22 protein-coding genes are annotated in these 25160 nt (G+C 73.1%); 12 read left to right on the top strand and 10 right to left on the bottom strand.

The genetic code is table 11. From position 1 onward, the window contains the following. Positions 1-147 precede the first annotated feature (147 nt). The 4 genes from pafA (at position 148) to ACFFRH_RS17385 (ending at position 4146) form a co-directional block, all read left to right on the top strand. Complete coding sequence (pafA, locus tag ACFFRH_RS17370) at positions 148-1506, top strand: Pup--protein ligase (RefSeq protein WP_329079331.1); 1359 nt, start codon at positions 148-150, stop codon at positions 1504-1506. Between the two features lie 95 nt (positions 1507-1601). After that, positions 1602-2555: an FKBP-type peptidyl-prolyl cis-trans isomerase gene (locus ACFFRH_RS17375; RefSeq protein WP_344745676.1), complete on the top strand. Its 954-nt coding sequence runs from the start codon at positions 1602-1604 to the stop codon at positions 2553-2555. 440 nt (positions 2556-2995) lie between these two features. Next, the gene (locus ACFFRH_RS17380; RefSeq protein WP_386157702.1) at positions 2996-3637 is read left to right on the top strand and encodes a helix-turn-helix transcriptional regulator; all 642 of its coding nucleotides are present in this window, start codon (positions 2996-2998) and stop codon (positions 3635-3637) included. Positions 3638-3669: 32 nt separating this feature from the next. Beyond that, entirely contained in the window at positions 3670-4146 is a 477-nt protein-coding gene (locus ACFFRH_RS17385) for a DUF3291 domain-containing protein (protein ID WP_344745674.1), read from the top strand. On the opposite strand, the gene ACFFRH_RS17390 is transcribed toward ACFFRH_RS17385, so the two are convergent. Further along, complete coding sequence (locus tag ACFFRH_RS17390) at positions 4092-5300, bottom strand: DUF3866 family protein (RefSeq protein ID WP_344745673.1); 1209 nt, start codon at positions 5298-5300, stop codon at positions 4092-4094. The two genes, ACFFRH_RS17385 and ACFFRH_RS17390, sit on opposite strands and share 55 nt — an antisense overlap. A gap of 39 nt (positions 5301-5339) precedes the next feature. On the opposite strand from ACFFRH_RS17390, the gene ACFFRH_RS17395 reads away from it, so the two are divergent. The 7 genes from ACFFRH_RS17395 (at position 5340) to ACFFRH_RS17425 (ending at position 12655) form a co-directional block, all read left to right on the top strand. After that, entirely contained in the window at positions 5340-6296 is a 957-nt protein-coding gene (locus ACFFRH_RS17395; RefSeq protein WP_344745672.1) for a helix-turn-helix transcriptional regulator, read from the top strand. Further along, the gene (locus tag ACFFRH_RS17400) at positions 6293-7249 is read left to right on the top strand and encodes a helix-turn-helix transcriptional regulator (protein ID WP_344745671.1); all 957 of its coding nucleotides are present in this window, start codon (positions 6293-6295) and stop codon (positions 7247-7249) included. The genes ACFFRH_RS17395 and ACFFRH_RS17400 overlap by 4 nt, the downstream gene beginning before the upstream one ends. A gap of 24 nt (positions 7250-7273) precedes the next feature. Further along, positions 7274-7519, top strand: coding sequence for a hypothetical protein (locus tag ACFFRH_RS17405; protein WP_344745670.1), 246 nt, complete (start codon positions 7274-7276; stop codon positions 7517-7519). A 9-nt stretch (positions 7520-7528) separates the two neighbouring features. Then, complete coding sequence (gene tatA, locus ACFFRH_RS17410) at positions 7529-7864, top strand: Sec-independent protein translocase subunit TatA (RefSeq protein ID WP_344745669.1); 336 nt, start codon at positions 7529-7531, stop codon at positions 7862-7864. Positions 7865-7922: 58 nt separating this feature from the next. Next, positions 7923-8861, top strand: a complete 939-nt coding sequence (gene tatC / locus ACFFRH_RS17415) for a twin-arginine translocase subunit TatC (protein ID WP_344745668.1) — start codon at positions 7923-7925, stop codon at positions 8859-8861. 17 nt (positions 8862-8878) lie between these two features. Then, the gene (locus ACFFRH_RS17420) at positions 8879-9754 is read left to right on the top strand and encodes a diacylglycerol/lipid kinase family protein (protein ID WP_344745667.1); all 876 of its coding nucleotides are present in this window, start codon (positions 8879-8881) and stop codon (positions 9752-9754) included. Positions 9755-9925: 171 nt separating this feature from the next. Next, a complete protein-coding gene (locus ACFFRH_RS17425) occupies positions 9926-12655 on the top strand; it encodes a DEAD/DEAH box helicase (RefSeq protein WP_344745666.1) in 2730 nt (909 codons plus the stop codon). A 152-nt stretch (positions 12656-12807) separates the two neighbouring features. Here ACFFRH_RS17425 and ACFFRH_RS17430 read toward each other — a convergent pair whose 3' ends face one another. From ACFFRH_RS17430 to ACFFRH_RS17440, 3 genes are all read right to left on the bottom strand, one after another. Continuing rightward, the gene (locus tag ACFFRH_RS17430) at positions 12808-14235 is read right to left on the bottom strand and encodes an RNB domain-containing ribonuclease (protein ID WP_344745665.1); all 1428 of its coding nucleotides are present in this window, start codon (positions 14233-14235) and stop codon (positions 12808-12810) included. Between the two features lie 171 nt (positions 14236-14406). Next, positions 14407-15309, bottom strand: a complete 903-nt coding sequence (locus ACFFRH_RS17435) for a 5'-3' exonuclease (protein ID WP_386157710.1) — start codon at positions 15307-15309, stop codon at positions 14407-14409. A gap of 17 nt (positions 15310-15326) precedes the next feature. Next, entirely contained in the window at positions 15327-15683 is a 357-nt protein-coding gene (locus ACFFRH_RS17440) for a SpoIIE family protein phosphatase (RefSeq protein WP_344745663.1), read from the bottom strand. A 186-nt stretch (positions 15684-15869) separates the two neighbouring features. Between ACFFRH_RS17440 and ACFFRH_RS17445 the strand changes: the two genes are divergently transcribed. Then, the gene (locus ACFFRH_RS17445) at positions 15870-17042 is read left to right on the top strand and encodes an acyl-CoA dehydrogenase family protein (RefSeq protein ID WP_344745662.1); all 1173 of its coding nucleotides are present in this window, start codon (positions 15870-15872) and stop codon (positions 17040-17042) included. Between the two features lie 173 nt (positions 17043-17215). Here the strand turns inward: ACFFRH_RS17445 and ACFFRH_RS17450 are convergent, their stop codons facing one another. The 6 genes from ACFFRH_RS17450 to ACFFRH_RS17475 all read right to left on the bottom strand — a co-directional run bounded on the left by ACFFRH_RS17450 (position 17216) and on the right by ACFFRH_RS17475 (position 25063). Beyond that, positions 17216-18625 carry a dihydrolipoyl dehydrogenase family protein gene (locus ACFFRH_RS17450; RefSeq protein ID WP_386157715.1) on the bottom strand — a complete coding sequence of 470 codons (1410 nt, stop codon included), beginning with the start codon at positions 18623-18625 and terminating at the stop codon, positions 17216-17218. 436 nt (positions 18626-19061) lie between these two features. Beyond that, entirely contained in the window at positions 19062-19742 is a 681-nt protein-coding gene (locus ACFFRH_RS17455) for a DUF427 domain-containing protein (protein WP_386157718.1), read from the bottom strand. Positions 19743-19745: 3 nt separating this feature from the next. Beyond that, entirely contained in the window at positions 19746-20777 is a 1032-nt protein-coding gene (locus ACFFRH_RS17460) for a 2-oxoglutarate and iron-dependent oxygenase domain-containing protein (protein WP_386157721.1), read from the bottom strand. After that, the gene (locus ACFFRH_RS17465) at positions 20774-21658 is read right to left on the bottom strand and encodes an alpha/beta fold hydrolase (protein WP_386157724.1); all 885 of its coding nucleotides are present in this window, start codon (positions 21656-21658) and stop codon (positions 20774-20776) included. The genes ACFFRH_RS17460 and ACFFRH_RS17465 overlap by 4 nt, the downstream gene beginning before the upstream one ends. A 64-nt stretch (positions 21659-21722) precedes the next feature. Beyond that, a complete protein-coding gene (locus ACFFRH_RS17470; RefSeq protein WP_386157726.1) occupies positions 21723-24071 on the bottom strand; it encodes a dipeptide ABC transporter ATP-binding protein in 2349 nt (782 codons plus the stop codon). Positions 24072-24217: 146 nt separating this feature from the next. Next, positions 24218-25063 (bottom strand): ABC transporter permease, encoded by an 846-nt coding sequence (locus tag ACFFRH_RS17475; protein ID WP_386157729.1) that lies wholly within the window; start codon positions 25061-25063, stop codon positions 24218-24220. Positions 25064-25160: the final 97 nt, after the last annotated feature.

Here is a 25160-nt window from a genome sequence, read left to right on the forward strand (position 1 = left end):
GGTGGCGTCCGCGCCCGGTCCGCGCCCGGTCCGCGCCCGGTCCATGTCCGGTCCGCGCTTAGCCGCTCACGGCCCGGGGCATAAGCCGTACGACCGAAAACCCCATGATCCCTCCCGCGAGAGGGGTTCGGCGAATAGTGTGAGGCAATGGATCGTCGCATCTTCGGGCTTGAGAACGAGTACGGCGTCACCTGCACGTTCAGGGGGCAGCGGCGGCTGTCACCCGACGAGGTAGCGCGTTATCTATTCCGCCGTGTCGTCTCCTGGGGCCGATCGAGCAACGTCTTCCTCCGCAACGGGGCGCGCCTGTATCTCGACGTGGGCAGCCACCCCGAGTACGCCACCCCCGAGTGTGACAACGTCGTGGAGCTCGTCACCCACGACAAGGCGGGCGAGCGCATCCTGGAGGGCCTCCTCGTCGACGCCGAGAAGCGTCTCCGCGAGGAGGGCATCGCCGGGGACATCTACCTGTTCAAGAACAACACCGACTCCGCGGGCAACTCCTACGGCTGCCACGAGAACTACCTGGTCGGCCGGCACGGCGAGTTCGGCCGCCTGGCCGATGTGCTGATCCCGTTCCTGGTCACCCGGCAGATCATCTGCGGGGCGGGCAAGGTGCTGCAGACCCCGCGTGGAGCGGTCTACTGCGTCTCCCAGCGGGCCGAGCACATCTGGGAGGGCGTCTCCAGCGCCACCACCCGGTCGCGCCCGATCATCAACACCCGCGACGAGCCACACGCCGACGCCGAGCGGTTCCGCCGCCTGCACGTCATCGTCGGCGACTCCAACATGAGCGAGACGACCATGCTGCTCAAGGTCGGCGCGACCGACCTGGTGCTCCGCATGATCGAGGCGGGCACCGTGATGCGCGACCTGTCTCTGGAGAACCCGATTCGGGCCATCCGCGAGGTCTCCCATGACATGACCGGGCGGCGGCGGGTCCGGCTGGCCAACGGCCGCGAGGCGTCCTCGCTGGAGATCCAGGAGGAATACCTCTCCAAGGCCCGCGACTTCGTCGACCGCCGCGGCGGCGACGAGATCAGCCACCGGGTGCTGGAGCTGTGGGAGCGCACCCTCAACGCGGTCGAGACGGGCAACCTCGACAAGGTCGCCCGCGAGATCGACTGGGTGACCAAATACCAGCTGATCGAGCGTTACCGCAGGAAGTACGACCTGCCGCTGTCGAGCCCCAGGGTCGCCCAGCTCGACCTCGCCTACCACGACGTGCACCGCCGCCGTGGCCTGTTCTACCTGCTGCAGAAGCGCGGCGCGGTGGAGCGGGTGGCCTCCGATCTGAAGATCTTCGAGGCCAAGTCGGTGCCGCCGCAGACCACCCGGGCCCGGCTGCGCGGTGAGTTCATCCGCAAGGCGCAGGAGAAGCGCCGCGACTTCACCGTCGACTGGGTGCACCTGAAGCTCAACGACCAGGCGCAGCGCACCGTGCTGTGCAAGGACCCCTTCCGTAGCGTCGACGAGAGGGTGGACAAGCTCATCGCGGGAATGTGACGGTCATACTTCGGCAAGCTCGTCCCGGTCTTACCTTCTCCGTACGCCGGGACGGGTAATGTTGCGCGAACCTGACGTCTGCTTGAGGGATACCTATGCGCCGCCGCAGCATGGCCGTACTGGCCGCAGTGCCTCTGATGTTCGCCGCAGCATGTGGCTCCGGTGGAGGCACGGCCACCGGCGCCTCCAGTCCCGCGAGCAGCAGCGGGGTCGCCGAGCTGCAGGTGACCGGGCAGGCCGGAGCCAAGCCGACCGTCGCCTTCCCGTCCAAGGTCGTCGAGACCTCCTCCTACAAGGTGCTCACCCCCGGCACCACGGGCGAGGCCGCCAAGCTCGGCAACAGTGTGATCGCCAACTTCACCGTCTTCACCTGGGACGGCAAGGAGAACAAGATCGCCGGCTCGACCTACGACGAGGGCGGGCCGCAGGTCATCACGCTCAACGAGCAGGTCCCGGAGATCCTCCGCAAGGGCTTCGCCGAGACCAAGGGCGGCGGCAGGTTCATGTCGGTCGTCGCCAAGGACACGCTCCCCGCCGAGCAGCAGGCGCAGGCCCCTCCGGGCCAGTCGCAGGTCTTCGTGGTCGACGTGATCGGCGTCCCGCAGGCGAAGGCCGCCCAGGGCACCGCGACCGATCCCGGCGTCGAGGGGATCAAGGTGGAGAGCCCCGGAGGCGACGCCGCGCCGAAGCTCACCACCAAGACCAAGAAGAAGGCTCCCAAGGATCTCGTCGCCAAGACCGTGATCAAGGGCGCCGGCCCCGAGGTCAAGACCGGCCAGTCGATCCTGGTGCAGTACGCCGGGAAGATCTGGGGATCGGACGTCGAGTTCGACAGCAGCTGGTCGCGCGGCGGCCAGCCGGTCATGTTCCCGATCGGCGCCGGCAAGGTCATCAAGGGCTGGGACCAGGGCCTGGTCGGCGTCCCGGTCGGCAGCCGGGTGCTGCTGAGCGTCCCGCCGGACCTCGGTTACGGCAAGGCGGGCAGCGGCGAGAAGATCAAGGGCACCGACACCCTCGTCTTCCTGGTCGACGTGCTGGGCGCCTACTGAGCCCGCCGGGCCCCGGCCCACTGATTCGCTGATTCACCGATCCGACGTTCCGCCTCCGGCGAGGCCCACCGGGCCGCCGCCGGGGCACCCTGTCCCATCCCGGAGCCCGGCCGTGCGCGCACGGCCGGGCTCCGTGCCTTCCCGGCCGAGGCCCCGGGACCCAGAGGCCGGTCCGCGCGGCCACGTCGTCCCGCGGCCGCCGACCCGCGTACGGGCCAGGCCGTCCGCCTCGTCCGCCGGGTTTCGTGCCGTCCGGAACGCCCGCCACCTCGTCCGCCGGGCCGCACGCCCTCCGGAACGCCCGCCGGGATCTTCACCGGGTCTCGTGTCACCCGGAACGCCCACCGGGTCCCGTGCCGTCAGGAACGCCCGCCGGAACGCCAGGCGGCTCCCGGCGGCGAGGGCGTGACCTCCCGGGGCCGCGGCCTACAATCCGGGCTGTGAGCGGCGACGATCTCGACACGGTGGCGGTACTCCACGACCCGGTGCGCCGGGCCGTCTACGACTACGTGGCCTCCCGGGGCCAGGACGTGGGGCGCAACGAGGCGGCCGAGGCGGTGGGGGTGCAGCGGACCCTGGCCGCCTTCCACCTCGACCGGCTCGTCGAGGCGGGCCTGCTCGAGGCGGGGTTCCGGCGGCTGACGGAGCGGACGGGGCCCGGCAGCGGCAGGCCGGCGAAGGTCTATCGCAGGGCGCCGGGGGAGTGGCAGGTCAGCGTGCCCGCCAGGGACTACCGCACCCTCGCCCTGGTGCTGGCCGAGGCGGTCGAGCTGCTCGGCGGGGACGAGCGGGCCGAGCAGGCCGCCCGGCGGGCGGGGGCCAGGTTCGCGGAGGAGGGCGAGGATCTCGCCGGGGTGCTGCGGCGGCGCGGATACGAGCCGTACGAGGAGGACGGCCGGGTGCGGCTGCGCAACTGCCCGTTCCACGTGCCCGCCGAGGAGCACCCGCTGCTGGTCTGCTCGGTGAACCTGGAGTTGTGCCGAGGGCTGCTCGACGCGCTCGGGCGGGACCCCTCGGCGGCCGGCCTGGACCCGCGTCCCGGGGAGTGCTGCGTCGCCTTTTCTAAAAACAATGAAGATTGACATAGAAGGATCGGTGGTGATCTGCTGTCTTCATGCATCTGGCCCAGTTGAACGTCGCCCACGCGCGCGCGCCCAAGGACTCCCCCGAACTGGCCTCCTTCATGGCGGCCCTCGACTCCATGAACCGGCTGGCCGAGGCCGATCCCGGCTTCGTGTGGCGCCTCAAAGGGGGTGACGGCCCCGAGGACCTGGTCGAGCACGGGTACGGCGACCACCTCCTGATCACCTTCTCCGTGTGGAGGTCGCGCGACGCGCTGTGGGACTACGTCTACCGCAGCGGCCACCTGGCGTTCCTGCAGCGGCGCAGGGAGTGGTTCCTGCGCGTCGCGGAGCCGTACCTGGTGATGTGGTGGATCCCCGAGGGGTACGAGCCGACGCTCGCCGAGGGGATGGAACGCCTGGAGCGACTGAGGGCCGAAGGCCCCACGCCGGAGGCCTTCACCTTCAGGGACTTTTACGACAGCAGCGAGGCCGCGTGGCGCCCGGCGGCGGCGGAGGCGAGGAAGTAGGCGAGGTCCTCGTCCAGGCCCCGGCCCATCGTCGACAGGCGCACCGGAGAGCGCCGCAGCGCCTCGTACAGCCCGTCCACCGGCACCTCGACCAGCTCGTGCCGCGCGGCGAGCGGGCGCGACTGCTCGGCCACCCGCCTGCCGAAGTCGCCGGGCAGCACGGGCACGGCGACCTGGGCCGGGGCGAGCGCCACCCGGCCGTAGGCGGTCAGCGAGTGGTGGGAGACCCCGATGTGGCGCTCGCGCAGGTCGCCCTCGCTGACCCGCAGCGCCGCGACCGGGCGGCCCCCAAGGACGGCGGCGGCGTTGACCGCCTCGCCGGCCGAGACGCCGGAGAAGCCCCAGCGGGTCCCGCTGCCCAGGTTGCCCGGCCCCTGGGTGACGATCGCGACGTCGGCCTCCAGGACGTGCCTGGCGGCCAGCAGACCGGTGTGCGGGGTCACCACCTCCACGTCGCCGCCGAAGGCCTGGCCCGCCGTGACGACGCCGCACAGCCAGCCGGTCTCCCGCAGCCGCGCGCACGACATGGAGAACCAGGCGGGCAGCGCGCCCCCGTCGAGCATCACGTAGGCGACCCTGACGGGCTTTCCGCGCTCCCCGCCGCCGGGCCCGCCCGCGGTTTCGCCGGGCCCGGCCGGGTTCCGGTGATCGGGTCCGCTCGCGGTTTCCCCGAGCACGGCCGGGTTCGGGTCGCCGGGTCCGTCCGCGGATTTCCCGGCCTCGGGCGGGTTCCGGCCGTACAGGCCGCAGAGGATCGCGGGCAGGGCCGAGTGCAGGTCAGCGACGATCACCGGCATGCCGTCCACGGAGTCGGCGTCGCGCAGGAGCTCGTGGAAGGGCGAATCCTGCTCGTCCGCGCCGAGGACGGTGGCCTGCAACGGGGTGTAGCGTGCCTTCACCAGGTGTCCGGGGCCTTGGGGATCTTGTGGCAAACGGTCGGGAACAGCCACCACCATGGCGTAGCCTCCCGTACCGAGACCCATCGCGAGCGCGGTCGTGTTGAGCAGCACCACGTCACCGGGCTCCGGACGTCCCACCAGGGCCGGGTAGGCGAGCGCGCGCGCCTCACCGTCCTCGGTGGTCACGTCGAGTTCCACCGCCCCCGGCCACTCGCGCCGGACCCGTACGACCTCGCCCCTGCGCCATCTGATCACGGGGGAAGGGTAGCGTCACTCGAACAGGGAGGAGGCCGGATGTCGCGCCGGAAGACCGAGCGGCTGCTCAATCTCGTGATCTGCCTGCTGGCCACGCGGCGGCCGCTGAGCGCCGAGCACATCCGCCAGGCGGTGCCGGGCTACGACGCCGACAACGACGAGGCCTTCCAGCGGATGTTCGAGCGGGACAAGAACGAGCTGCGGGAGATCGGCATCCCGATCGAGGTCCACAAGGACCCGTGGGAGGAGGATCCCGGCTACCGGATCGTCCGCTCGGCGTACGAGCTGCCGGAGATCACCCTGGAGCCCGACGAGGCCGCCGTGGTGGGCCTGGCGGCCCAGGTGTGGCAGCGGGCCAGCCTCGCCGAGGCGGCGAGCGGGGCCCTGCTGAAGCTGCGCGCCGGGGGTGTGCAGACCGACGAGGCCCACGGGGTGCTCGGCGGGGCGCTGGAGCTGCGCGTCGACACCCAGGACCCCTCCTTCCCCGCGCTGTGGGAGGCCGTGCGCGACCGGCGCGCGGTCCGGTTCGCCTACCGGGCGGCGGCGAGCCAGAACGTGCTGACCCGCACGGTGGAGCCGTGGGGCGTCGTCAGCCGCCGGGGCCGCTGGTACATGGTGGGCCACGACCGCGACCGGGACGCGCCGAGGGTCTTCCGGCTCAGCCGGATCAGCGGCACGGTCACCACCGTCGGCCGCCCCGGCGCCGTGGTGGTGCCCGAGGGCGTCGACATCAAGTCCATGGTCGGCTTCAGCGACGCCGCCGTCCGCGAGCGCACCGCCCTCATCCGGGTCAGGGAGGACACCTGCCAGGGGCTGCGCCAGGTGGCGAAGGCGGTGCGGCCCGCCGGCGACGGCTGGGACGAGCTGGACGTCGACTTCACCGACCCCGGCCGGCTGGCCGGGTGGATCGTGGGCTTCGCCGCGGACGCCGAGGTGGTCGGCCCGCCGGACGCCCGCGACGCGGTCATCTGCCGCCTGAAGGGAGCACTCGCGTGAGCACGGCCGATCGCCTGCCCAGGCTGCTGGCACTGGTTCCCTACCTGATGTCGCACCCCGGGGCCCAGGTGCCCGAGGTCGCGAAGATCTTCGGGCTGAGCGAGAAGCAGCTCATCGACGACCTGCAGCTGGTGTGGATGTGCGGGCTGCCCGGCCACACCCCCGGCGACCTGATCGACGTGTCGTGGGACGGCGGGGAGATCGTCATCGACAACGCCGAGACCATCGCCCGCCCGCTGAGGCTGGGCGTCGACGAGGCGAGCGCCCTGCTGGTCGCGCTGCGCCTGCTCGCCGAGATGCCGGAGTTCGGGGAGCGCGACGCGCTGGCCCGGGTCATCGCCAAGTTCGAGCGGGCCTCGGGCGAGGGCGCCGCGGCGGTGAGCAGCCAGGTCGCGGTGGAGGTCGACGCCGCGCCCGACGCGCTGCCCGTCGTCAACGAGGCGCTGCGGAGCGGCAGGCGGCTGTCGCTGCGCTACTACGTGCCGGGCCGCGACGAGATCACCCCCCGCGAGGTCGACCCGATGCGCCTGGTCGTCGTGGACGGCCGCCCCTACCTGTCGGGCTGGTGCTACCGGGCCGAGGCGGTCCGGCTGTTCCGGCTGGACCGGATGCTCTCCGTCGACGTGCTCGACGTGCCCGCCGACCCGCCCGCGGACGCCGTGGCCGACGAGGTGACGCCCGGGGTGTTCCGGCCCTCGCCGACCGACGAATTGGTGGAGCTGGAGCTGACCGCCGCGGGCCGCTGGGTCGCCGAGTACTACCCGTGCGAGCGGGTCGAGGAGCTCGGCGAGGGCCGCGTGCGGGTGGCCCTGCGGGCCAGGGACCAGGGCTGGCTGGTACGTCTGGCGCTGCGCCTCGGCGACACCGGCAGGGTGGTCTCGCCCGCCTCGCTGGACGAGAGCGTCCGGGCCGCGGCCACCGCCGCGCTGAATCGTTACGAGTCGGTTTCCTGACGCACGGAGCTGGAGTCTCCCGACATGAGCTGGATCATCGCCGTGATCACGCTGACCCTCGCCGGGCTGGCCGTGGTGGCATTCCTCGCCGTCCGCGTGCTGCGCGCGGCCGCCGAACTGGGCCGTGAGGTCGACCGCGCGCAGGGGAGGCTGGAGCCCGTTCGGGTGCTGTTCGGCGAGCGTACGGCGACCGTACGGGGGCAAAGGGATGAGTCTGTCCCCGAGGGAGCGTACGATCGGGACCAAGAGACTGCACGTCGCCCGGCGTAAGGATGTGTAATGCCCAACCTCGGACCCACTGAGCTGATCATCATCGGCCTGATCCTGGTGCTGCTCTTCGGTGCCAAGAAGCTGCCGGAAGCCGCCCGCGGGCTCGGCCGGTCGCTGCGCATCTTCAAGTCGGAGACCGCCAAGCTCCGCGACGAGGACGAGCCGCCGACCGCGACCGCCACGGTCGTCCAGGCGCAGCCCCAGCCCGCCGCCCCGGCTCCGCAGCCGATCCCGGCGGCGACCCCGGCCCCGGCCCCCGAGCCGAGCGCCGAGGAGCAGGCCCGCCGGCTCGAGGAGCAGGCCGCCCGGCTGCGCGCCCAGGCCGGAGCGCCCAAGTCGCAGTGATCGGCGGTAGCCTGAAGATCTACCCTGATCATCCGACTCGTCACCACAGGATTCGCGAATGGCGCTGCTGAAGTGGCCCAAATCGGGCCGGAACGGGGCGGCACCCCCGCCCGCCGAGGCGGGCGACGGCCGCATGCCGCTCATGGAGCACCTGCGCGAGCTGCGTAACCGTCTGGTCATCGCCCTGCTCGGTCTGGTCGCCGGCATCATCGTCGGTTTCATCTTCTTCGATCCGATCTGGTCCTTCGTGTCGGCCCCCTACTGCGGGCTTCCCCAGGCGCAGGAGCTGCGGCCGGGTCAGTGCACGATGCTGATCCTCGGCGTCTTCGACTCCTTCTTCGTGAACCTGAAGGTCGCGGCGATGTTCGGCCTCGTGGTCTCCTCGCCGATCTGGCTGTGGCAGATCTGGGGCTTCGTCACCCCGGGCCTGTACCGCAACGAGAAGCGCTACTCGATCCTGTTCATCATCCTGGCGGTCCCGCTGTTCCTCGCGGGCGCGGCGCTGGCCTACTTCGTGATGGACACGGGCCTGTCGATCCTGCTGGGCTTCGCCCCTCCGGGGACGCTCACCGGCATCACGATCGACGAGTACCTCGGCTACGCGCTGATCATGCTCATCGTGTTCGGCATCTCCTTCGAGCTGCCGCTGCTCATGGTGTTCCTGAACATCATCGGGGTGCTGCCGCACGCGCTGGTGGCCAAGCACCGCCGCATGGTCATCTTCATCATGTTCGTCTTCGGCGCGGTCGCCACCCCCGGTGGCGACCCGTTCACGATGATCGCGCTCGCCCTGCCGATGGTGGTGCTGTTCGCCCTGGCCGAGGGGTTCATGTATCTCAGGGAGCGAAGGCAGCCCAAGGGCGACGACTTCTCCCACCTGTCCGACGACGAGGCCTCCTCGCTCGACGACGACGTCTCGCCCGTGGGTGACGTCGCCCCCGTCGGCGATCCGGCTCCTATCGATTCGAAAACGACCGACACCGATCCCGCCAGATAGGGGATAAGTTCCGGTCTGTGCCCGCAGAGATCGCAGTCCTCGTCAACCCCGCCGCCCGCGGCGGCCGTTCGCGGGGGCTGCTCTCCCCGGTGCTCGACCGCCTGAGGCAGGGCGGGCGCGAGGTCTCGGTGATCCTCGGGGACTCGGCCTCCGACGCACTGGAGCGCGCCTGCACGGCCGTCGCCGAGCAGCCGGAGGCGCTGGTCGCCTTCGGCGGCGACGGCCTGGTCCACCTCGCGGTCCAGGCGGTCGCGGGCAGCGGCGTGCCGCTGGGCGTCATCCCGGTGGGCACCGGCAACGACATCGCCGCCGCGCTCGGCATCCCGCTGAAGGCGCCGCTGGCCGCCGCCGACACCGTGCTGCGCGGGCGGGTGCGCACGGTCGACGCCGCGAAGGCGGGCGAGGACGAGTGGTTCGCCGGGGTGCTGGCCTGCGGCTTCGACTCCCGGGTCAACGAGCGGGCCAACACGATGACCTGGCCGCCCGGCATGGCCAGATACCTGGTCGCCCTCGCCGAGGAGCTGCGCTCCTTCCGGCCCATCCCGTTCAGGATCGACCTGGACGGCGAGATCGTCGAGCGTGAGGCGATGCTGGTCGCGGTCGGCAACACCTCCTCCTACGGCGCGGGCATGCGCGTGTGCCCCGGCGCGGTCCCCGACGACGGCCTGCTGGACGTGACGATCCTCGGCGCCATCCCCAAGGGGGAGTTCCTGCGCACCTTCCCCCGCGTCTACCGGGGATCCCATGGCGCCCACCCCGCCGTCACCATGCTCCGCGCCCGCCGGGTGAGCCTGGAGGCGCCCGGAGTGATCGCCTACGCCGACGGCGAGCGGGTCGGTCCCACCCCGCTGACGTGCGAGATCGTCCCCGGCGCGCTGACGGTCCTCGTCTAGGCCGGTCGCGCCTTCGGACGGCCCCGCGACGGCCTCCCGGCGGCGCCTCGACGGCCCCGCGGCGCCGTGCGGCACCGGCCGGAACCCCGCCCCGGACCGCCCGTGTGGGCGGCCGGATCCCGGCGGAAAAGGGGGGACGGACCGGAATCCCGATATCGGTAGGCTGGAGGCATGACGACCCCAGCGGAACGATACGCTGCCTTCCGTCAGAGCCAGGCCGAGAGCGGGCCGGCGCTGACCTCGTTCCGCGGTCTGTACGACTTCGAGCTGGACGACTTCCAGCTCGACGCCTGCCGGGCGCTGGAGGCGGGAGACGGGGTCCTCGTGGCGGCCCCCACCGGATCGGGCAAGACCGTCGTGGGCGAGTTCGCGGTGCACGTGGCCCTGGAGGAGGGCCGCAAGTGCTTCTACACCACTCCGATCAAGGCGCTGTCCAACCAGAAGTACAACGACCTGGTCAAGCGGTACGGCACGGACAAGGTGGGCCTGCTCACCGGCGACAACAGCGTCAACGGTGAGGCCCCGATCGTCGTCATGACGACCGAGGTGCTGCGCAACATGCTCTACGCCGGGTCCCCCACCCTGGCGGGGCTCGGCTTCGTCGTCATGGACGAGGTCCACTACCTCGCCGACCGGTTCCGCGGCGCGGTCTGGGAAGAAGTGATCATCCACCTGCCCGAGTCGGTGCGCCTGGTCGCGCTGTCGGCCACGGTCAGCAACGCCGAGGAGTTCGGCGAGTGGATGGGCGAGGTCCGCGGCGACACCAGCGTCATCGTCGACGAGCACCGCCCGGTCCCGCTCTGGCAGCACATGCTCGTCGGCAGCCGCATCTACGACCTGTTCGTCACCGGCGACGAGGACCGGCGCCCCCAGATCAACCCGAACCTGCTGCGCATCGCCAGGGACGAGGAGCGCCAGGCGTACGGCAGGGGGCGGCGCGGCTACTCGCGGCCCCGCAGGAACGGCCCGCCGGACCGGGCCGCGGCCATCGAGCGCCTGGACGCCGACGCCCTGCTGCCCGCGATCACCTTCATCTTCTCCAGGGCCGGCTGCGACGCCGCCGTCATGCAGTGCCTGCACGACGGCATCCGGCTCACCACCGACGCCGAGCGCCACGAGATCCGGCAGATCGTCGACGAGCGCACCGCGCACCTGCCCGACGAGGACCTGGGCGTGCTCGGCTACCTGGAGTGGCGCGACGCCCTGGAGCGCGGCCTGGCCGCCCACCACGCGGGCATGCTCCCGGCCTTCAAGGAGGTCGTCGAGGAGCTGTTCACCCGGGGCCTGGTCAAGGCCGTGTTCGCCACCGAGACCCTCGCGCTGGGCATCAACATGCCCGCCCGTTCCGTGGTGATCGAGAAACTCGACAAGTGGAACGGCGAGACCCACGCCGACCTCACACCCGGCGAGTACACCCAGCTCACCGGGCGGGCCGGGCGCCGCGGCATCGACGTGGAGGGCCACGCGGTCGTCCACTGGCAGCCGGGCACCGACCCGCTCCAGGTCGCCGGCCTGGCCAGCACCCGCACCTACCCGCTGCGCTCCAGCTTCCGTCCCTCGTACAACATGGCGGTCAACCTGGTCGGCCAGGTGGGCAGGGAGCGGGCCAGGACCCTCCTGGAGTCCTCGTTCGCGCAGTTCCAGGCCGACCGGGCCGTGGTCGGCATCGCCAAGCAGGTGCGCCGCGCCGAGGAGGCCCTGGAGGGCTACCGCCAGGCGATGACCTGCCACCTGGGCGACTTCGAGGAGTACGCCGCGATGCGCAGGGCCCTGTCCGACCGGGAGGCCGAGCTGTCGCGCCAGCGCGGCGCGGCCCGCAGGACCCAGGCGCTGCGCTCGCTGGAGGCGCTCAGGCCCGGCGACATCATCAGGGTTCCCGGCGGGCGCCGCGCCGGTCTGGCCGTCGTCCTCGACCCGGGCCTCAACTCCAGGGGCGAGGGCCCGTCCCCGCTGGTGCTGACCATCGGCAAGCAGGTCAAGAAACTGTCACCGGCCGACTTCCCCGTGCCGGTGGAGCCGGTCGAGCACCTGCGCATCCCGAAGAACTTCAACGCCCGCTCGCCCAAGGAGCGGGCCAACCTGGTCTCGTCCGTGCACGCCAAGATCGGCGACCGTGACTTCGGCAAGCCCGTCAGGGCGCGCGACCACGCCGCGGAGGACGACGAGATCACCCGCCTGCGCCGGGAGATCCGCCAGCACCCCTGCCACGGGTGCGACGAGCGCGAGGACCACGCCCGCTGGGCCGAGCGCTACTACAAGCTGCTCCGCGAGACCGAGGGGCTGCGCCGCCGGGTCGAGGGCCGCTCCCACGTGATCGCGCGCACCTTCGACAAGGTCTGCGGGGTGCTCGACCAGCTCGGCTACCTCGACGGCGAGAGCGTCACCGCCGAGGGCCGCCGCCTGGCCCAGCTCTACACCGAGCTGGACCTGCTCACCGCCGAGTGCCTGCGCGCGGGGCTCTGGAACGACCTGGACCCGGCCGAGCTGGCCGCGTGCGTGTCGTCACTGGTCTTCGAGTCGCGGCAGGCCGACGACGCCCGCCAGCCCAGGATCCCCGGGGGAGCGGCCCAGAAGACGCTGGCGGACATGGTCCGCCTCTGGGGTGAGCTGGAGTCGATCGAGGGCGACCACGGCCTGTCGTTCATCAGGGAGCCCGACTTCGGCTTCGCCTGGGCGGCCTTCCGCTGGGCCAAGGGCCACACCCTGGACGCCGTGCTCCGCGACGGCGTCGCCGGCTCCGAGCTGGCCGCGGGAGACTTCGTCCGCTGGACCAAGCAGCTGCTCGACCTCCTCGGCCAGATCTCCGACGCGGCCCCGCCGGGGAGCAAGGTCAAGCAGACCGCGGGCAAGGCGATGGACTCCCTGCGGCGCGGGGTGGTGGCCTACTCGTCCCTCACCTGAGTCCCGGCCCACCGGCCCCCCGGCCCGGGCCTTCTCCGGTCCGGGCCCGCGTGGAGCAGGCCCTGCCCCGCGCCGGGCCGCGATGGTCCGGTGAGGAGGCCCGATGGCGTCGGGGCCGGGCTTCGCGGGGTCTCGGACCGGTGCCGGGAACGTCAGGCCAGGCTGAAGCGGACCTCGCGGGTGGTCGGGTCGGCGCGCGTCAGCCGCACGCGTACGGTCTCGCCCAGCGGGAGTCCCTCGCCGTCGCAGCGGGCCACCACCGCCGGGTCGGTGACCTGCACCTGGCCCCACGGCCGGTCGTCGGCCACGTCGATCACCACGGCCTCGAACGTCTGGCCCACCCGCTCGCGCAGCACGAAGGCCTCCACCAGGTCCACGCACGCCCGCTCGACGCCGCCCGCGCGGCGCCCGGTGGCGTGCATGATCTCCGGCAGCTCGCCCATGGCCCGCTGGACGTCCTGCGGCACCGGCTCGCCCGCCGCGACGGCCAGGCAGATCTCCGTGGCGTAGCGGTCGATGAGGCGGCGCAGCGGGGCGGTCACGTGCGCGTACGGCGCGCCCACGGCGGCGTGCTCCGCCTGCGCGGGCGGCTCGCCGTTGAAGGCGACGTATCCGGCGCCGCGCAGCAGCACCGTCGACTCCTGCAGGAACGCGGCCTGCTCGGGGACCTTCGGGTCGAGGGAGTGCACGACCTCGCCGTACCCGGCGCCCTCGGGCCAGGGCACGCCGAGAGCGGCGGCCATCCGGCGCACCTGGGCGATCCTCTCCGCCGGGGCGGGCGGCAGCACCCGCAGCAGGCCGATCTCGGCGTCCAGCATCATGGAGGCGGCGGCCATGCCGGTCAGCAGCGAGATCTGCGCGTTCCACGCCTCGGCGTCCAGCGGGGCGCGCAGCTCCACCCGGTAGCCGTCGCCGTCGGGGACGACCTCCTGGTCGGGGGTGGGCAGCGTCACGCCGCCCCTGGCCCGCTCCTGGGCGAGCCTGAGCCGGCCGATCTCGGCCAGCAGTCGCAGCGTGCCGTCGGCGGTGCCGGTGTCGATCGCGGCCTGCGCGTAGTCGTAGTCGAGCCGCTCGCGGCTGCGTACCAGCGCCCTGGTCACGTCCGCGCCGACGATCCGGCCCTCGGCGTCCAGGTCGACGCACCACAGCGCGGCGGGCCGCGTCACGCCGGGCAGCAGGCTGGCGGCGCCCTCGGACAGGACGGGCGGGTGCAGCGGCACGCGCCCGTCGGGCATGTAGACCGTCTCGCCGCGGGCGCGGGCCTCGGCGTCGATCGCGCCGCCGGGCTTGACGAACGCCCCGACGTCGGCGATGGCGTACCAGACGCGGTAGCCGCCGGGCCGCTCCTCCAGGTGCACGGCCTGGTCGAGGTCCATCGCTCCCGGGGGGTCGATGGTGATCAGCGGCAGGTCGGTCCGGTCGAGCCGGGGGAGGGCGGGCACCTCGGCGACCCACTCGGCCTCGTCGACCACCGCCCGGGGGAACTCGTCGGGCAGTTTCATCTCACGACGGATCCGCTCGAAACCATCGTCGAGCCGCGGATGGGACTCTCCGGGCACCCGGATGCTCTTGTGAGGCACAGGGAGCAACCTACCGGCTCGCGGCGGGCCACCCCACCGGCCGGCCGGGCCGACGGCGACCGGCGCGGCCGGGGGCCAGGTCAGCGCCCGGACGCGGCGGACGGAGACGATGAGGCCGGGCCGGAAGGCGGTGGGACCGGCGGGTGTGGGATCGGCGTGGGGCGGGCGGGGTCAGAGCGCGGAGGTGAGGCGCTCCAGCGGGCCGGAGAGGCCGTAGCGCTCGCTCAGCGCGGCCAGGGCCTCCGGGTCGCGGGGCTTGGCGGGAAGCGCGATGCCGACCTCGGGAAGGGGGGCGTCGCGGGCGACCTGGACCACCTCGGGGGCCACCCGCAGGTAGTCGCGGGCCGCCGACAGCTTGGCGCGCTGCCCGGTGGTGAGGTCACCGCCTTCCTCGCCCCCGTCGACGGCGCGCAGCAGCGCCTCCAGCGAGCCGAACCGGGTGATCAGGGCCGCCGCGGTCTTGTCGCCCACCCCGGGCACGCCCGGCAGCCCGTCGCTGGGGTCGCCGCGCAGGGTGGCGAAGTCGGCGTAGGAGCGGCCGGGGACGCCGTACTTCTCGGCGACGGCGGCCTCGTCGACCAGCTGGAGGTTCTTGACCCCCCTGGCGGTGTAGAGGACCCGGACCGGCCGGGAGTCGTCGACCAGCTGGAACAGGTCGCGGTCGCCGGTGACGATGTCGACCTGGCCGCTCGCGCGCGCGGTGAACGTGCCCATCACGTCGTCGGCCTCGTAGCCGGGCACGCCGACCCGGGCGATGCCCACCGCGTCGAGCACCCGCTCGATCACCGGCACCTGCGGCGCGAGCGTGTCGGGGGTCTCCTCGGCGCCGCCCTCGGCGACCCGGTGGGTCTTGTACGTCGGGATGGCCGCCACCCGGAAGGCAGGGCGCCAGTCGGCGTCCATGCAGGCGACGAGCTCGGCGGGGGAGTGCCGCCGGACCAGCATGGCGATCATGTCGATGACGCCGCGCACCGCGTTGACGGGCATCCCGTCGGGGGCGGTCATCGACTCGGGGATGCCGTAGAAGGCGCGGTAGTACAGGGAGGGGGTGTCGAGAAGCATCAGGCCGGGCATGGCGACCATTTAACCAATCAGCCGAGCACGCCGATCGCCAGAACGCAGGTGTCGTCCTCGGGGTTGGGGCCGCCGATCACCTCGATGAGCCGGTCGAGGCCGTCGTCCAGGTCGCCTCTCAGCAGGGCCGCGGCCTTCATGGTCAGCTCCAGGCCCTCGTCGATGTCGCGGGTGCGGCGCTCCACCAGCCCGTCGGTGAACAGCAACAGGAGGTCGCCCTCCCGCAACTCGATCCCGGCCAGCTCGTACGGCTCGTCGGGGGTGGCGCCCAGCAGCACCCCGGCGGGCGAGTCGAGCTGGCCGGTAGTGCGGGGACGGCTCGCGGGGACCTCCCCGGTCCGGTCGTGCGGGCGCGACCCACGGGGACCGCCCACGGGCACGGCCGCATGGCGGCGGTCGCGTGGCGGGTGTCAGAATCGGGGTGGCCGGTGATCCCGGCCGCCCTCTCGCCGTCCGCGCCGGGACCTCGGGGCCGGGACTCCGCGCCGGGACCCGGAGCACGCGGGCGCGACCCCCTCCCCGCGAACCCTGGGGCGGGTCTCCACGCTGGAAGGACTCAGATGACCGTTGAGCGCGTTCTGCCGACCGGCGACGCCCATGACCTCCTGGACCTGGTCCGCGACCTGATCGGCAAGGAGGTGGGGCCCCGGGCCGCGGCCGACGAGGCCGCCGGGCGCTTCCCCCGGGAGGTGTTCACCACGCTCGGCCGCGCGGGGCTGCTCGGCCTGCCCTACCCCGAGGAGCACGGCGGGGCGGCGCAGCCGTACGAGGTCTACCTGCAGGTGATCGAGGAACTCGCGGCGGGCTGGCTCGCCGTCGGGCTCGGCCTGTCGGTCCACACGCTGTCGTGCTTCCCGGTGGCCGCCTACGGCACCGCCGAACAGCGTGCCGCGCTGCTTCCCGAGATGCTGGGCGGCGAGTGGCTGGGCGCGTACTGCCTGTCGGAGCCGCAGTCTGGGTCCGACGCCGCCGCGCTGACGACGAGGGCGGTTCCCGGGGACGGCGGCTCGACCGGCTACACCGTCGACGGTGTGAAGGCCTGGATCACCCACGGCGGCGCCGCCGACTTCTACACGCTGATGGCCCGCACCTCGGCCGACGGCGCGCGCGGCATCTCCTGTTTCCACGTGCCCGCCGGGACGGAGGGGCTGTCGTTCGGCGCGCCCGAGCGGAAGATGGGGATGAGGTCCTCCCCGACGGCCCAGGTCCGCTTCGACGGGGTGCGGCTGGCGCCCGAGGCCCTGCTGGGTTCCGAGGGGGAGGGCTTCCGGATCGCGATGGCCGCACTGGACGGCGGCAGGCTCGGCATCGCCGCCTGCGCCGTGGGCGTGGCCCAGGCGGCCTTCGAGACCGCCACCGCGTACGCCGCCGAGCGCCGCCAGTTCGGCTCGCGGATCATCGACTTCCAGGGCGTCGGCTTCATGCTCGCCGACATGGCCACCCAGATCGCCGCCGCCCGCGCCCTCTACCTGGACGCCGCCCGGCTGCGCGACGCCGGTCGCCCGTACGGCACGCGGGCCGCGATGGCGAAGCTCTTCGCCACCGACATGTGCATGAAGGTCACCACCGACGCGGTCCAGGTCCTCGGCGGCTACGGGTACGTGGAGGACTTCCCGGTCGAGCGCCTCATGCGGGAGGCCAAGGTCCTGCAGATCGTCGAGGGCACCAACCAGGTCCAGCGCCTGGTCATCGGCCGCGCCCTCGCGAAGGACGCGGAGAAGGCCGGGCGGTGACAGGCACGACAGGCACGACGGCCACGACAGGCACGACGCCGCCGCGCGGGTGATGCGCCGGGCGGTGCCGGTGACGATGGCGACGGTCCGGGCCGTGGGAGGCGGCGCCTCCCACGGCCCGGACGCGGGGCCGGAACCCGCGTACGCCAGGCCGGAGCCCGGGTGCGGCCGGGTCAGAGCCCGTACGTCTCCAGCAGCCGCAGCCAGATCTCGCTCACCGTGGGGAAGGACGGCACGGCGTGCCAGAGCCGGTCGAGGGGCACCTCGCCGACGACCGCGATCGTCGCGGAGTGCAGCATCTCGCCCACGGCGGGGCCGGCGAAGGTCACCCCGAGCAGGACACGGCGCCGCTCGTCCACGACGGCCTTGACCTTGCCCCGGTAGCCTTCGCCCTGTAGGTAGGCCCCCGTCACCTTGGCCAGGTCGTACTCGACCACGCGGACGTCGAACCCCTCGGCGCGGGCCTCCGCCTCGGTCCGGCCGACCGAGGCCACCTGCGGGTCGGTGAAGACGACCTGCGGCGCGCCGTACGCGTCCGCCAGGTCGCGCAGGCCCGGCAGGTCGTCGGGCTCGCCCTTGGCCCGCGCCGCGATGACGTCGCCGCACACCCGCGCCTGGTACTTGCCCATGTGGGTGAGCAGGGCGCGGCCGTTGATGTCGCCCACCGCGTACAGCCAGCCGTCGGAGACTCCGGTGGCGCGCATGCTGTCGTCGACCTTCACCGTGCTCCCGGCCTCCAGCCCGACGGTCTCCAGCCCGATGTCGCCGGTCGCCGGACGCCTGCCGGTGGCCACCAGCAGCTCGTCGGCCTCCACCGGCGGGCCCTCGGACAGGTGTACCGTCACCGGGCCGCCGGGCGCGGGCCGCTCGACCCTCGTCACCTTGACGCCCGTGCGCACCGTGATGCCCGCCTCGGCGAACGACGCGGCCACCAGCTCCCCGGCGAACGGCTCCATCCTGCCGAGCAGCCCGCTGCGCGCCAGCACGGTCGTCTCCCGGGCGCCGAGCCCGTGCATGGCCTGGGCCATCTCGCAGGCCACCACACCGCCGCCCAGCACGGCCAGCCGCCCAGGCACGCTCCTCGCCGCCGTCACCTCGCGGCTCGTCCACGGCGACGCCTCCGCCAGGCCGGGGATCGGCGGGACGGCCGCGCCGGTGCCGGTGGCGAGCACGACCGCGCACCGGGCGGTCAGCGTGCGGACCGAGCCGTCCTTCGCGGTCACCACGACCCGCCTGGGGCCGTCCAGCCGCCCATGTCCGCGAACGAACTCGGCGGGCACGTTTTTTATCCACTCGACCTGGCCGGCGTCGTCGAAGTGGGACACCGCCTCGTCGCGCCGGGCGAGCACGGCGGCGGTGTCGATCGGGCCCGGCGTGAGGCCGGGCACCCGGGCAACCTCGGCGGCCAGCTCCACCGGGCGCAGCAGCGCCTTGCTGGGAATGCACGCCCAGTAGGAGCACTCGCCGCCGGCCAGCTCCCTCTCGACGATCGCGGCGGTCAGCCCTCCCCTGACCGCGCGGTCGGCGACGTTCTCGCCCGCGGGCCCAGCGCCCACAACCACCACGTCGAACTCGTCCGACACGACTTACCTCCCACAGAGAACCGGCCATCGGCCGTGCGCCGCCCCCGGCGACACCGGTCGTACCAGCTTCGCACCCTCCGGCAGGGGCCGTGGACGGGCCCCGGGTCTCGGCGGGCCCGGGGGCGGGGCCGCCGGTGGGCCGCCCATGGGCGGGGCCGGGGAGGTGTGGTCGAGGGCCAGATCGGGATAATGGAGAAAATGCGGGGGAACATGGGGGACGCATGAGAGCGCAGGGAACACGCCCCTGCGCTCTCATGCGTCCGACAGGCGCTCGGTGAAGAGCGTCATGGGCCTGGCTCGAACAGCTCGAGGTCCACGTCCTCCGGCGGAATGTATTGACGTGCTCTTCGGCACGAATGCCGAAGACTCAGCCCGTGCCGCTCGCGCGACACCCCTGTGGCTTCCTGCTTCACCGACCTGAGCCACCGAGATGGTCTTACCGAGTCTCCACAGGCTTTCGAGCTCTTACGAACCCCGTTCCCGCCCGCCCGGCGGTACCTGACCTGAGCAACGTACCGCGCACCGATCCATCATGATGGTGAATTGCGCTTCCCGGCCTATCACATGTGAGGGTCCGCCTTACCTCCGGCGTGAATACGCAGCGTCGCGGATGGCTCCGGTAGCGGGTGGGCAGGCCCGTCTCGAACAGCAGCACCGGGCGCCGGGTGTCCGCGACGACCCTGCCGTCGATCTCGACCCTGACATGCCGCGAGCTGGGCACCGGATCGACCCGCTTGTACGGGTCACGGGGATGGACGAAGATCTCCTCCTCCTCTTCGTACCAGTGTTCGAGTACCTCGCCACCGTGCTGGAACCACTCGAACGCGATGTGGCCGGGCAGGGCCGGGTAGCTCCACGCGGCGTTCGCGACGGTCTCGCCGCCGATCACCAGGTCGTAGAAGACCGTGGACCCCTCGTGGACACCGGTCGGCGGGGCGGCGGCCGGACGCAGCAGGTCGGAGCGGACCTCCGCCTCGGGGAAGGCGTAGCGGGGCACCGGATGCGACGCCTCCCAGACCAGCACCGGGGCGCGGCTGTCGACGACGGTGACGTCGCCCTTGATGCCGCGTACCCAGCGCTCGCCGGTCTCCCAGTTGAACGTTCCCGACGCGGGCACGGCCTACGCCTCCGCGAGTTCCGTGAGCTCCGCGACGTACGGCCTGCGTTCGCGCCAGGCCGCGATCTGGTCCGGCCGCCCGAAGACCCGCAGGTACTCCTCGACCTGCCCGCCGGCCTGGTCCCACAGCAGCTCCGGCTCGAAGTCGCCGCCCTCGGGGCCGACGAACGGCTCCAGCGGCTCGATCACCGTGTCGAGGCTGGGGTGCCAGAAGACGCCGGTGGAGCGCCGGGTGACCGTGCCGCCCGCCACGACGCGGTGCCTGCCGGGGCGGAGCCGGCCGTTCGTCCACTTGGTGAGGATGTGGCCGGAGAAGACCTGCAGGGCTCCGGGCACGATCGGCACCGGGATCCAGCTCCCGTCGGGCGCCTGCCCCTGCAGTCCCGCGTAGTCGCCGCGCTGGTGCAGCACGGTCAGCGCCGAACCGTCGGCGTGCTCCAGCAGGAGCAGCTTGTCGTCGTCCGTCCCGGTGTCCTCGTGGGTCCAGGTCGGGTAGTCGTTGACGACGAAGCTCGTGTAGTAGGGGCGCCCGGAGATCGGGAACGTCGACAGGGGCACGCCGAGCACCCGGCTGTAGAGGGCGAGCACCCGCTCGGCCACGCCGACCGAGGCGTCGTGGTAGAGCCTGGTCACCGCGGCCAGGCCGGGCTCCTGCGGCGGCCAGACGTTGGGGTGGGCGTACAGCTGCGCGTACTCCTCCGACAGTCCCGCGGCCTTCGCCTCCTCGACGGTGTCGAACTGGCCGATGTTGAAGCGCTCCAGCTCCAGCCGCCCGAAGTCGTCGGGCCACTGCCGCCAGCCCCGGTAGGGGTGCCCTGTCGGGCTGGCCAGCTTCGCCTTCTCCTCCCTGGGCAGGGCGAGGACGCGGCCGATCCTGTCGTGGAAGTCGTCGATCAGCTCGGCGGGGACGCCGTGGTTGACGACCTGGATGATGCCGACCTGCTCGGCCGCCGCGCGCACCGAGGCGATCAGCTCCTCGGGGGCGTCGTCGCTCAGGGCGAGTTCGAGGTCGATGACGGGGATCTGGGCGGTCATGCGGTTCTCCCTTGGATGGTGTCGAGCGTTTCGCGCAGCACCGCGGCCTGCTCGGCCGGGCCTGTCGCCGTGACGAGCCGGGCCGACGGGGCCCGGCGCAGGAGCTCGCCCGCGGCGGCGTCGCTCACCCGGCCGCCGGTGGCGGGACGGACGAGCAGGATGGGCACCTCGTACCCGGAGAGGACCTCCAGCTGTTCCCAGAGGGTCTCGTCGCCGAGGTGCGCCGCCGCCTCGGCGGGCAGGTTTCCCAGGTGGTGGCGCCAGGTCCAGGTCCCGTCCGGCTCCTCGACGGTCTCGTAGCGGACGTCGGCGACCAGGTCCTCCTCGGCGGCGTCCGGCCTCGTCTCCCTGAGCCGGTCGAGCGCCTCCTCCCTGGAGGCGTGGCGGCCGGGCGCGACGCCCGGCTCTCCCGGCGTGCCGGGGAGGGTGTCCAGCAGCACCAGGGCCCGTACCAGGTCGGGCGAGCGGGCGGTGAGCGCGATCGCGGTCAGCGCGCCGAGACCGGCGCCGGCCACGACCTTCGAGGCGGGGGCGAAGGACCGGATGGCCTCGCTCACCGCGGGGGCGAGCCTGCGCGGGGAGTAGACGCCGTTCCCGCGCCAGCCCGACCGGCCGTGGCCCGGCAGGTCCAGGGCGAGGGCGGGACGGCCGAGCGCGAGCAGCAGCCGGTCCCAGGAGCGGGCGCTGCGGCGGGCCTCGTGCAGCAGGACGATCTCGGCCGGGCCGGTGTCCCAGGTGATGCCGCTGACATGGCCACCGCTGACCACGGTGACCCAGCGGCGCTGGACGCGGTGCGGATCGGGGCCGGTCAGGCCGAGGCTCTCGGCGATCTCGGGCAGCAGGGCGAATTCCTGTTCGGGTACCGCGAGTTTCGATGACATTGGTGCCTCCGTACGGGCTGGTGGGAAAACAGGGCGGGTTCTAGGGCGATCCGTCCTCCTTGCCTCAGGTGTCTTGGGTGTGTCGGGTGTCCGGGGCGTCTCGGGCGTGCCGGGTGTTCCGGGGATCGGGAGCCGTCACCGGGACGGTGGTTCGCGGGAGGTCGCCCGCGTCGAGGTGGCAGCGGACCGTGTGGCCGTCACCGGTGCGCGCCACCGGCGGGTCCACCGCGTCGCAGAGCCCCTCGATCCGCAGCGGGCAGCGGTCCGCGAACCCGCACCCGGTCGCGCCCTCCGGCCTGTTCGCGCGCTCCCACCCGATCCGGTTCGCCCACCCGATCCGGTTCGTCCACCCGATCTGGTTCGCCCACGCGACCTGTTTTGTCCGCCCGAGTCGGCTCGCTCGCGCGGTCTCGCCCGCCCGTGTGGCCCCGTTCGCCCGCACGATCCCCGCAGGCTCTCCCACCGGCTCTCTCGTCGGCCCTCCCGCCGGGCGGGTGCTCTCCGGACCGTTCAGCGCCGGGTGGGTGCTCTCCGGCTCGTCCAGCCGGGCTCGCGACGCGGCGACCAGTGAGGCGGTGTACGGGTGGTGCGGACCGGAGAGCACCCGCCCGGCGGGCCCCTCCTCGACGATCCGGCCGCGGTACATGACCGCGATCCGATCGGCCAGGTAACCGACGACCGCGAGGTCGTGCGAGATGAACAGGTACGACGTCCCGGTCAGCCGCTGCTGCTCCGACAGCAGCCGCAGCACGCCCGCCTGAACGCTCACGTCGAGGGCCGAGACCGGCTCGTCGCACACCACCAGCTCGGGATCCCCGGCGAAGGCGCGGGCGATCGCGGCCCGCTGCTTCTGGCCCCCGGAGAGCCGGTCGGGACGGACGTCCAGCAGGTGGTCGTCCAGGTCGGTCCGCGCGGCCAGCTCGGCGGCGGTGCGGGAACCGCCCAGCCCGCGGACCGCCCTGGTCAGGATCACGCGGATCGTGTGGCCGGGGTTCAGCGACGTCTCGGGGTTCTGGAAGACCATCTGGACGCGGCGGCGGTCGCGCGGGTCGCGCCGTCCCACGGTCGCGGCCAGTTCCCGCCCGTGCAGCGCGATCGTCCCCGTTCCCCGGGGTCCGAGCCCGGCGACGGCGCGGGCCAGCGTCGTCTTGCCGCTGCCCGACTCGCCGACCAGGCCGAGGACCTCGGCGCGGCCGATGGTCAGGTCGACCCCGTCGACGACGGCGGTCCGGCCGTACTTCCTGGTCAGTCCGCGCACCTCCAGCAGCGGCACCCCGCGCGGGGCGTCCGTACCGTCGGCCGGGCCGGTCGGCTCCAAGGGGGCGCCGGTCGAACCGGTCGGCTTTCCGAAGGGCGAACCAGGCGCACCGGACGGCTCCTCGAAAGGCGAACCGGGCACATCGGTCGGCTCTTCGAAGGGCGAGCCAGGTAGCTCCTCGGAAAGAGGACCGGGCGCCGAGAGCAGCCGGTCGGTGTGGTGGCAGCGGGCCAGCCGCCCGCCGGGGGCGGTCTCCAGCGCTGGCGTCCTCTCCCGGCAGAGGTCGTCGGCGAGGGCGCAGCGGGGCGCGTACGCGCACCCGCCGACCTCCTCGCCGGGAACAGGGGGCCGGCCCGGGATGGCCGCGAGCTCTCGCGTATGGCGGGAGACGCCCAGCAGGGGGACGCTCGCCAGCAGCGCCGAGGTGTAGGGGTGCCGCGCGCCCGCCATCACCTCCGCCGCGGGGCCCTCCTCGACCATGCGCCCCGCGTACAGGACGCCGACGCGTTCGCACAGGCGTCCGACCAGTGCCAGGTCGTGGCTGATCAGCACCACGGCCGCGTCCGTCTCCGCGCGCAGCGCCCAGAGGAGGCCGAGGATCTCGTGCCGCACCGTCGCGTCCAGGCCGGTCGTCGGCTCGTCGAGGACGAGCAGCCGGGGGCGGGTGGCCAGCGCGGCGGCGATCACGACGCGCTGCTGCTGGCCCCCGGAGAGCTGGTGCGGATAGCGCCGCGCGATCGCGGCCGGGTCGGGCAGCCGCACCCTGGCCAGCAGCGAGACCGCCTCCCTCCGCGCCTCGGCCCGGCCGCGTCCCTGCAGTCCGAGGACCTCCGCGAGCTGCGCGCCGATCCGCATCGTCGGGTCGAGCGAGCTGCCCGCCTCCTGGTGCACGACGGCGAGCGAGGTGGTCCGCCAGCGCCGCAGGTCCGCGGGGGAGAGGCCGAGCACCTCGACGCCGTCCACGGTCACCCCGCCGCCGGTGATCGACCCGCCCGGCGGAAGGTGGCGGCCCAGGGCGCGGCTCAGCGTGGTCTTGCCGCACCCCGACTCGCCCACGATCCCGTACGTCTCGCCCGGGGCGACGTCGAAGGAGACGTCCGTCACCGCCGGGGCCTCGCCGCGTGCCGTGCGGTAGGAGACCGACAGCCCCGTCACCCGCAGTCCCCGGCCCGCCGGTTCGCCCTTATCAGGTCGGGATCCGTGGCCGTGCGGGTCCTCCCCGCGCGGTCGCGTGAGGTCGACGCCCCGGGCCACGGGTTCCCGCGGCGCCGGGAGACGAGGTCCTCCGGCTCTTGCCCCGGTCACGACGCCTCCCATCTGCCGCGCAGCGAGTCGGCGACGAGCGCTGTCCCCACCACCAGCGAGGCGATGGCCAGCGCGGGGGCGAGCACGGTCCAGGGCGCGAGCTGGAGCCAGACGCGGTTGTCCGAGACCGACGCCCCCCAGTCGGGGGAGCCCGGCGGCTGGCCGAGCCCCAGGAACGACAGCGTGGCGGCGGCGAAGATCGCGTCGCCGAACCGGGAGGTCGCCTCCACCAGCACGGTCGTGCCGACATTGGGGAGGATCTCCCGCCGCATCAGCGACCAGGGGCGTTCCCCGCGCAACCTGGCCGCCTCGACGTACGCCTTCTCCCGCTCGACCAGTGTCGCCGCGCGGACGCTGCGGGCCACGATGGGCACGAACGACCCCGCGACGACCAGCACCATGACGGTCACCGAACGGCCCGCCAGTGCCACGAACAGCACCGCGGCGATGATCGCGGGGAAGACCACGACCGCGTCGAGCAGCCGCATGACGATCTCGTCGACCAGGCCGCCGAACGTCCCCGCCACCAGGCCGACCGCGGTGCCCGCCACGACGGCGAGCGCGGTCGCGAGCGGCGCGACCTGCAGCACCGGGCGGGCTCCCGCGAGCATCCTGGAGAAGGTGTCGCGGCCGAACTGGTCGGTGCCCAGCCAGTGTCCGGGGCCCGGGGGCAGGAAGCGGCTCAGCGGGTCGTGCTGCTGCGGGTCGTAGGGGACCAGCTGCGGCCAGAACGCGGCGACGACCGCCCAGGCCAGCACGAGCGCGGCGCCCGCGACGAGGGCCACGCGGAAGTCACGCCCGGCCGTCCGCCGCCGCACCCCGCCCGCCGTGACGGCGCTCATGTGGACTCCCTCCCGTGCCCGGCACCCGGTGTCTCCCGGCGCTCACCGACCGGGCGCTCACTGACTGGGCGCTCACCGGCTGAAAGCTCACTGACCG

This window comes from Streptosporangium vulgare, assembly GCF_042428775.1.
In the GTDB taxonomy this organism is placed as follows: domain Bacteria; phylum Actinomycetota; class Actinomycetes; order Streptosporangiales; family Streptosporangiaceae; genus Streptosporangium; species Streptosporangium vulgare.

What these genes read in the sequence shown, in the direction of transcription:
- ACFFRH_RS17465 (WP_386157724.1), bottom strand. Translation starts at nt 21,658, where the DNA reads ATGTCATCGAAACTCGCGGTACCCGAACAGGAATTCGCCCTGCTGCCC.
- tatC (WP_344745668.1), top strand. Translation starts at nt 7,923, where the DNA reads ATGGCGCTGCTGAAGTGGCCCAAATCGGGCCGGAACGGGGCGGCACCC.
- ACFFRH_RS17385 (WP_344745674.1), top strand. Translation starts at nt 3,670, where the DNA reads ATGCATCTGGCCCAGTTGAACGTCGCCCACGCGCGCGCGCCCAAGGAC.
- ACFFRH_RS17375 (WP_344745676.1), top strand. Translation starts at nt 1,602, where the DNA reads ATGCGCCGCCGCAGCATGGCCGTACTGGCCGCAGTGCCTCTGATGTTC.
- ACFFRH_RS17435 (WP_386157710.1), bottom strand. Translation starts at nt 15,309, where the DNA reads ATGCCCGGCCTGATGCTTCTCGACACCCCCTCCCTGTACTACCGCGCC.
- ACFFRH_RS17445 (WP_344745662.1), top strand. Translation starts at nt 15,870, where the DNA reads ATGACCGTTGAGCGCGTTCTGCCGACCGGCGACGCCCATGACCTCCTG.
- ACFFRH_RS17475 (WP_386157729.1), bottom strand. Translation starts at nt 25,063, where the DNA reads ATGAGCGCCGTCACGGCGGGCGGGGTGCGGCGGCGGACGGCCGGGCGT.
- ACFFRH_RS17395 (WP_344745672.1), top strand. Translation starts at nt 5,340, where the DNA reads ATGTCGCGCCGGAAGACCGAGCGGCTGCTCAATCTCGTGATCTGCCTG.
- pafA (WP_329079331.1), top strand. Translation starts at nt 148, where the DNA reads ATGGATCGTCGCATCTTCGGGCTTGAGAACGAGTACGGCGTCACCTGC.
- ACFFRH_RS17425 (WP_344745666.1), top strand. Translation starts at nt 9,926, where the DNA reads ATGACGACCCCAGCGGAACGATACGCTGCCTTCCGTCAGAGCCAGGCC.
- ACFFRH_RS17460 (WP_386157721.1), bottom strand. Translation starts at nt 20,777, where the DNA reads ATGACCGCCCAGATCCCCGTCATCGACCTCGAACTCGCCCTGAGCGAC.
- tatA (WP_344745669.1), top strand. Translation starts at nt 7,529, where the DNA reads ATGCCCAACCTCGGACCCACTGAGCTGATCATCATCGGCCTGATCCTG.
- ACFFRH_RS17405 (WP_344745670.1), top strand. Translation starts at nt 7,274, where the DNA reads ATGAGCTGGATCATCGCCGTGATCACGCTGACCCTCGCCGGGCTGGCC.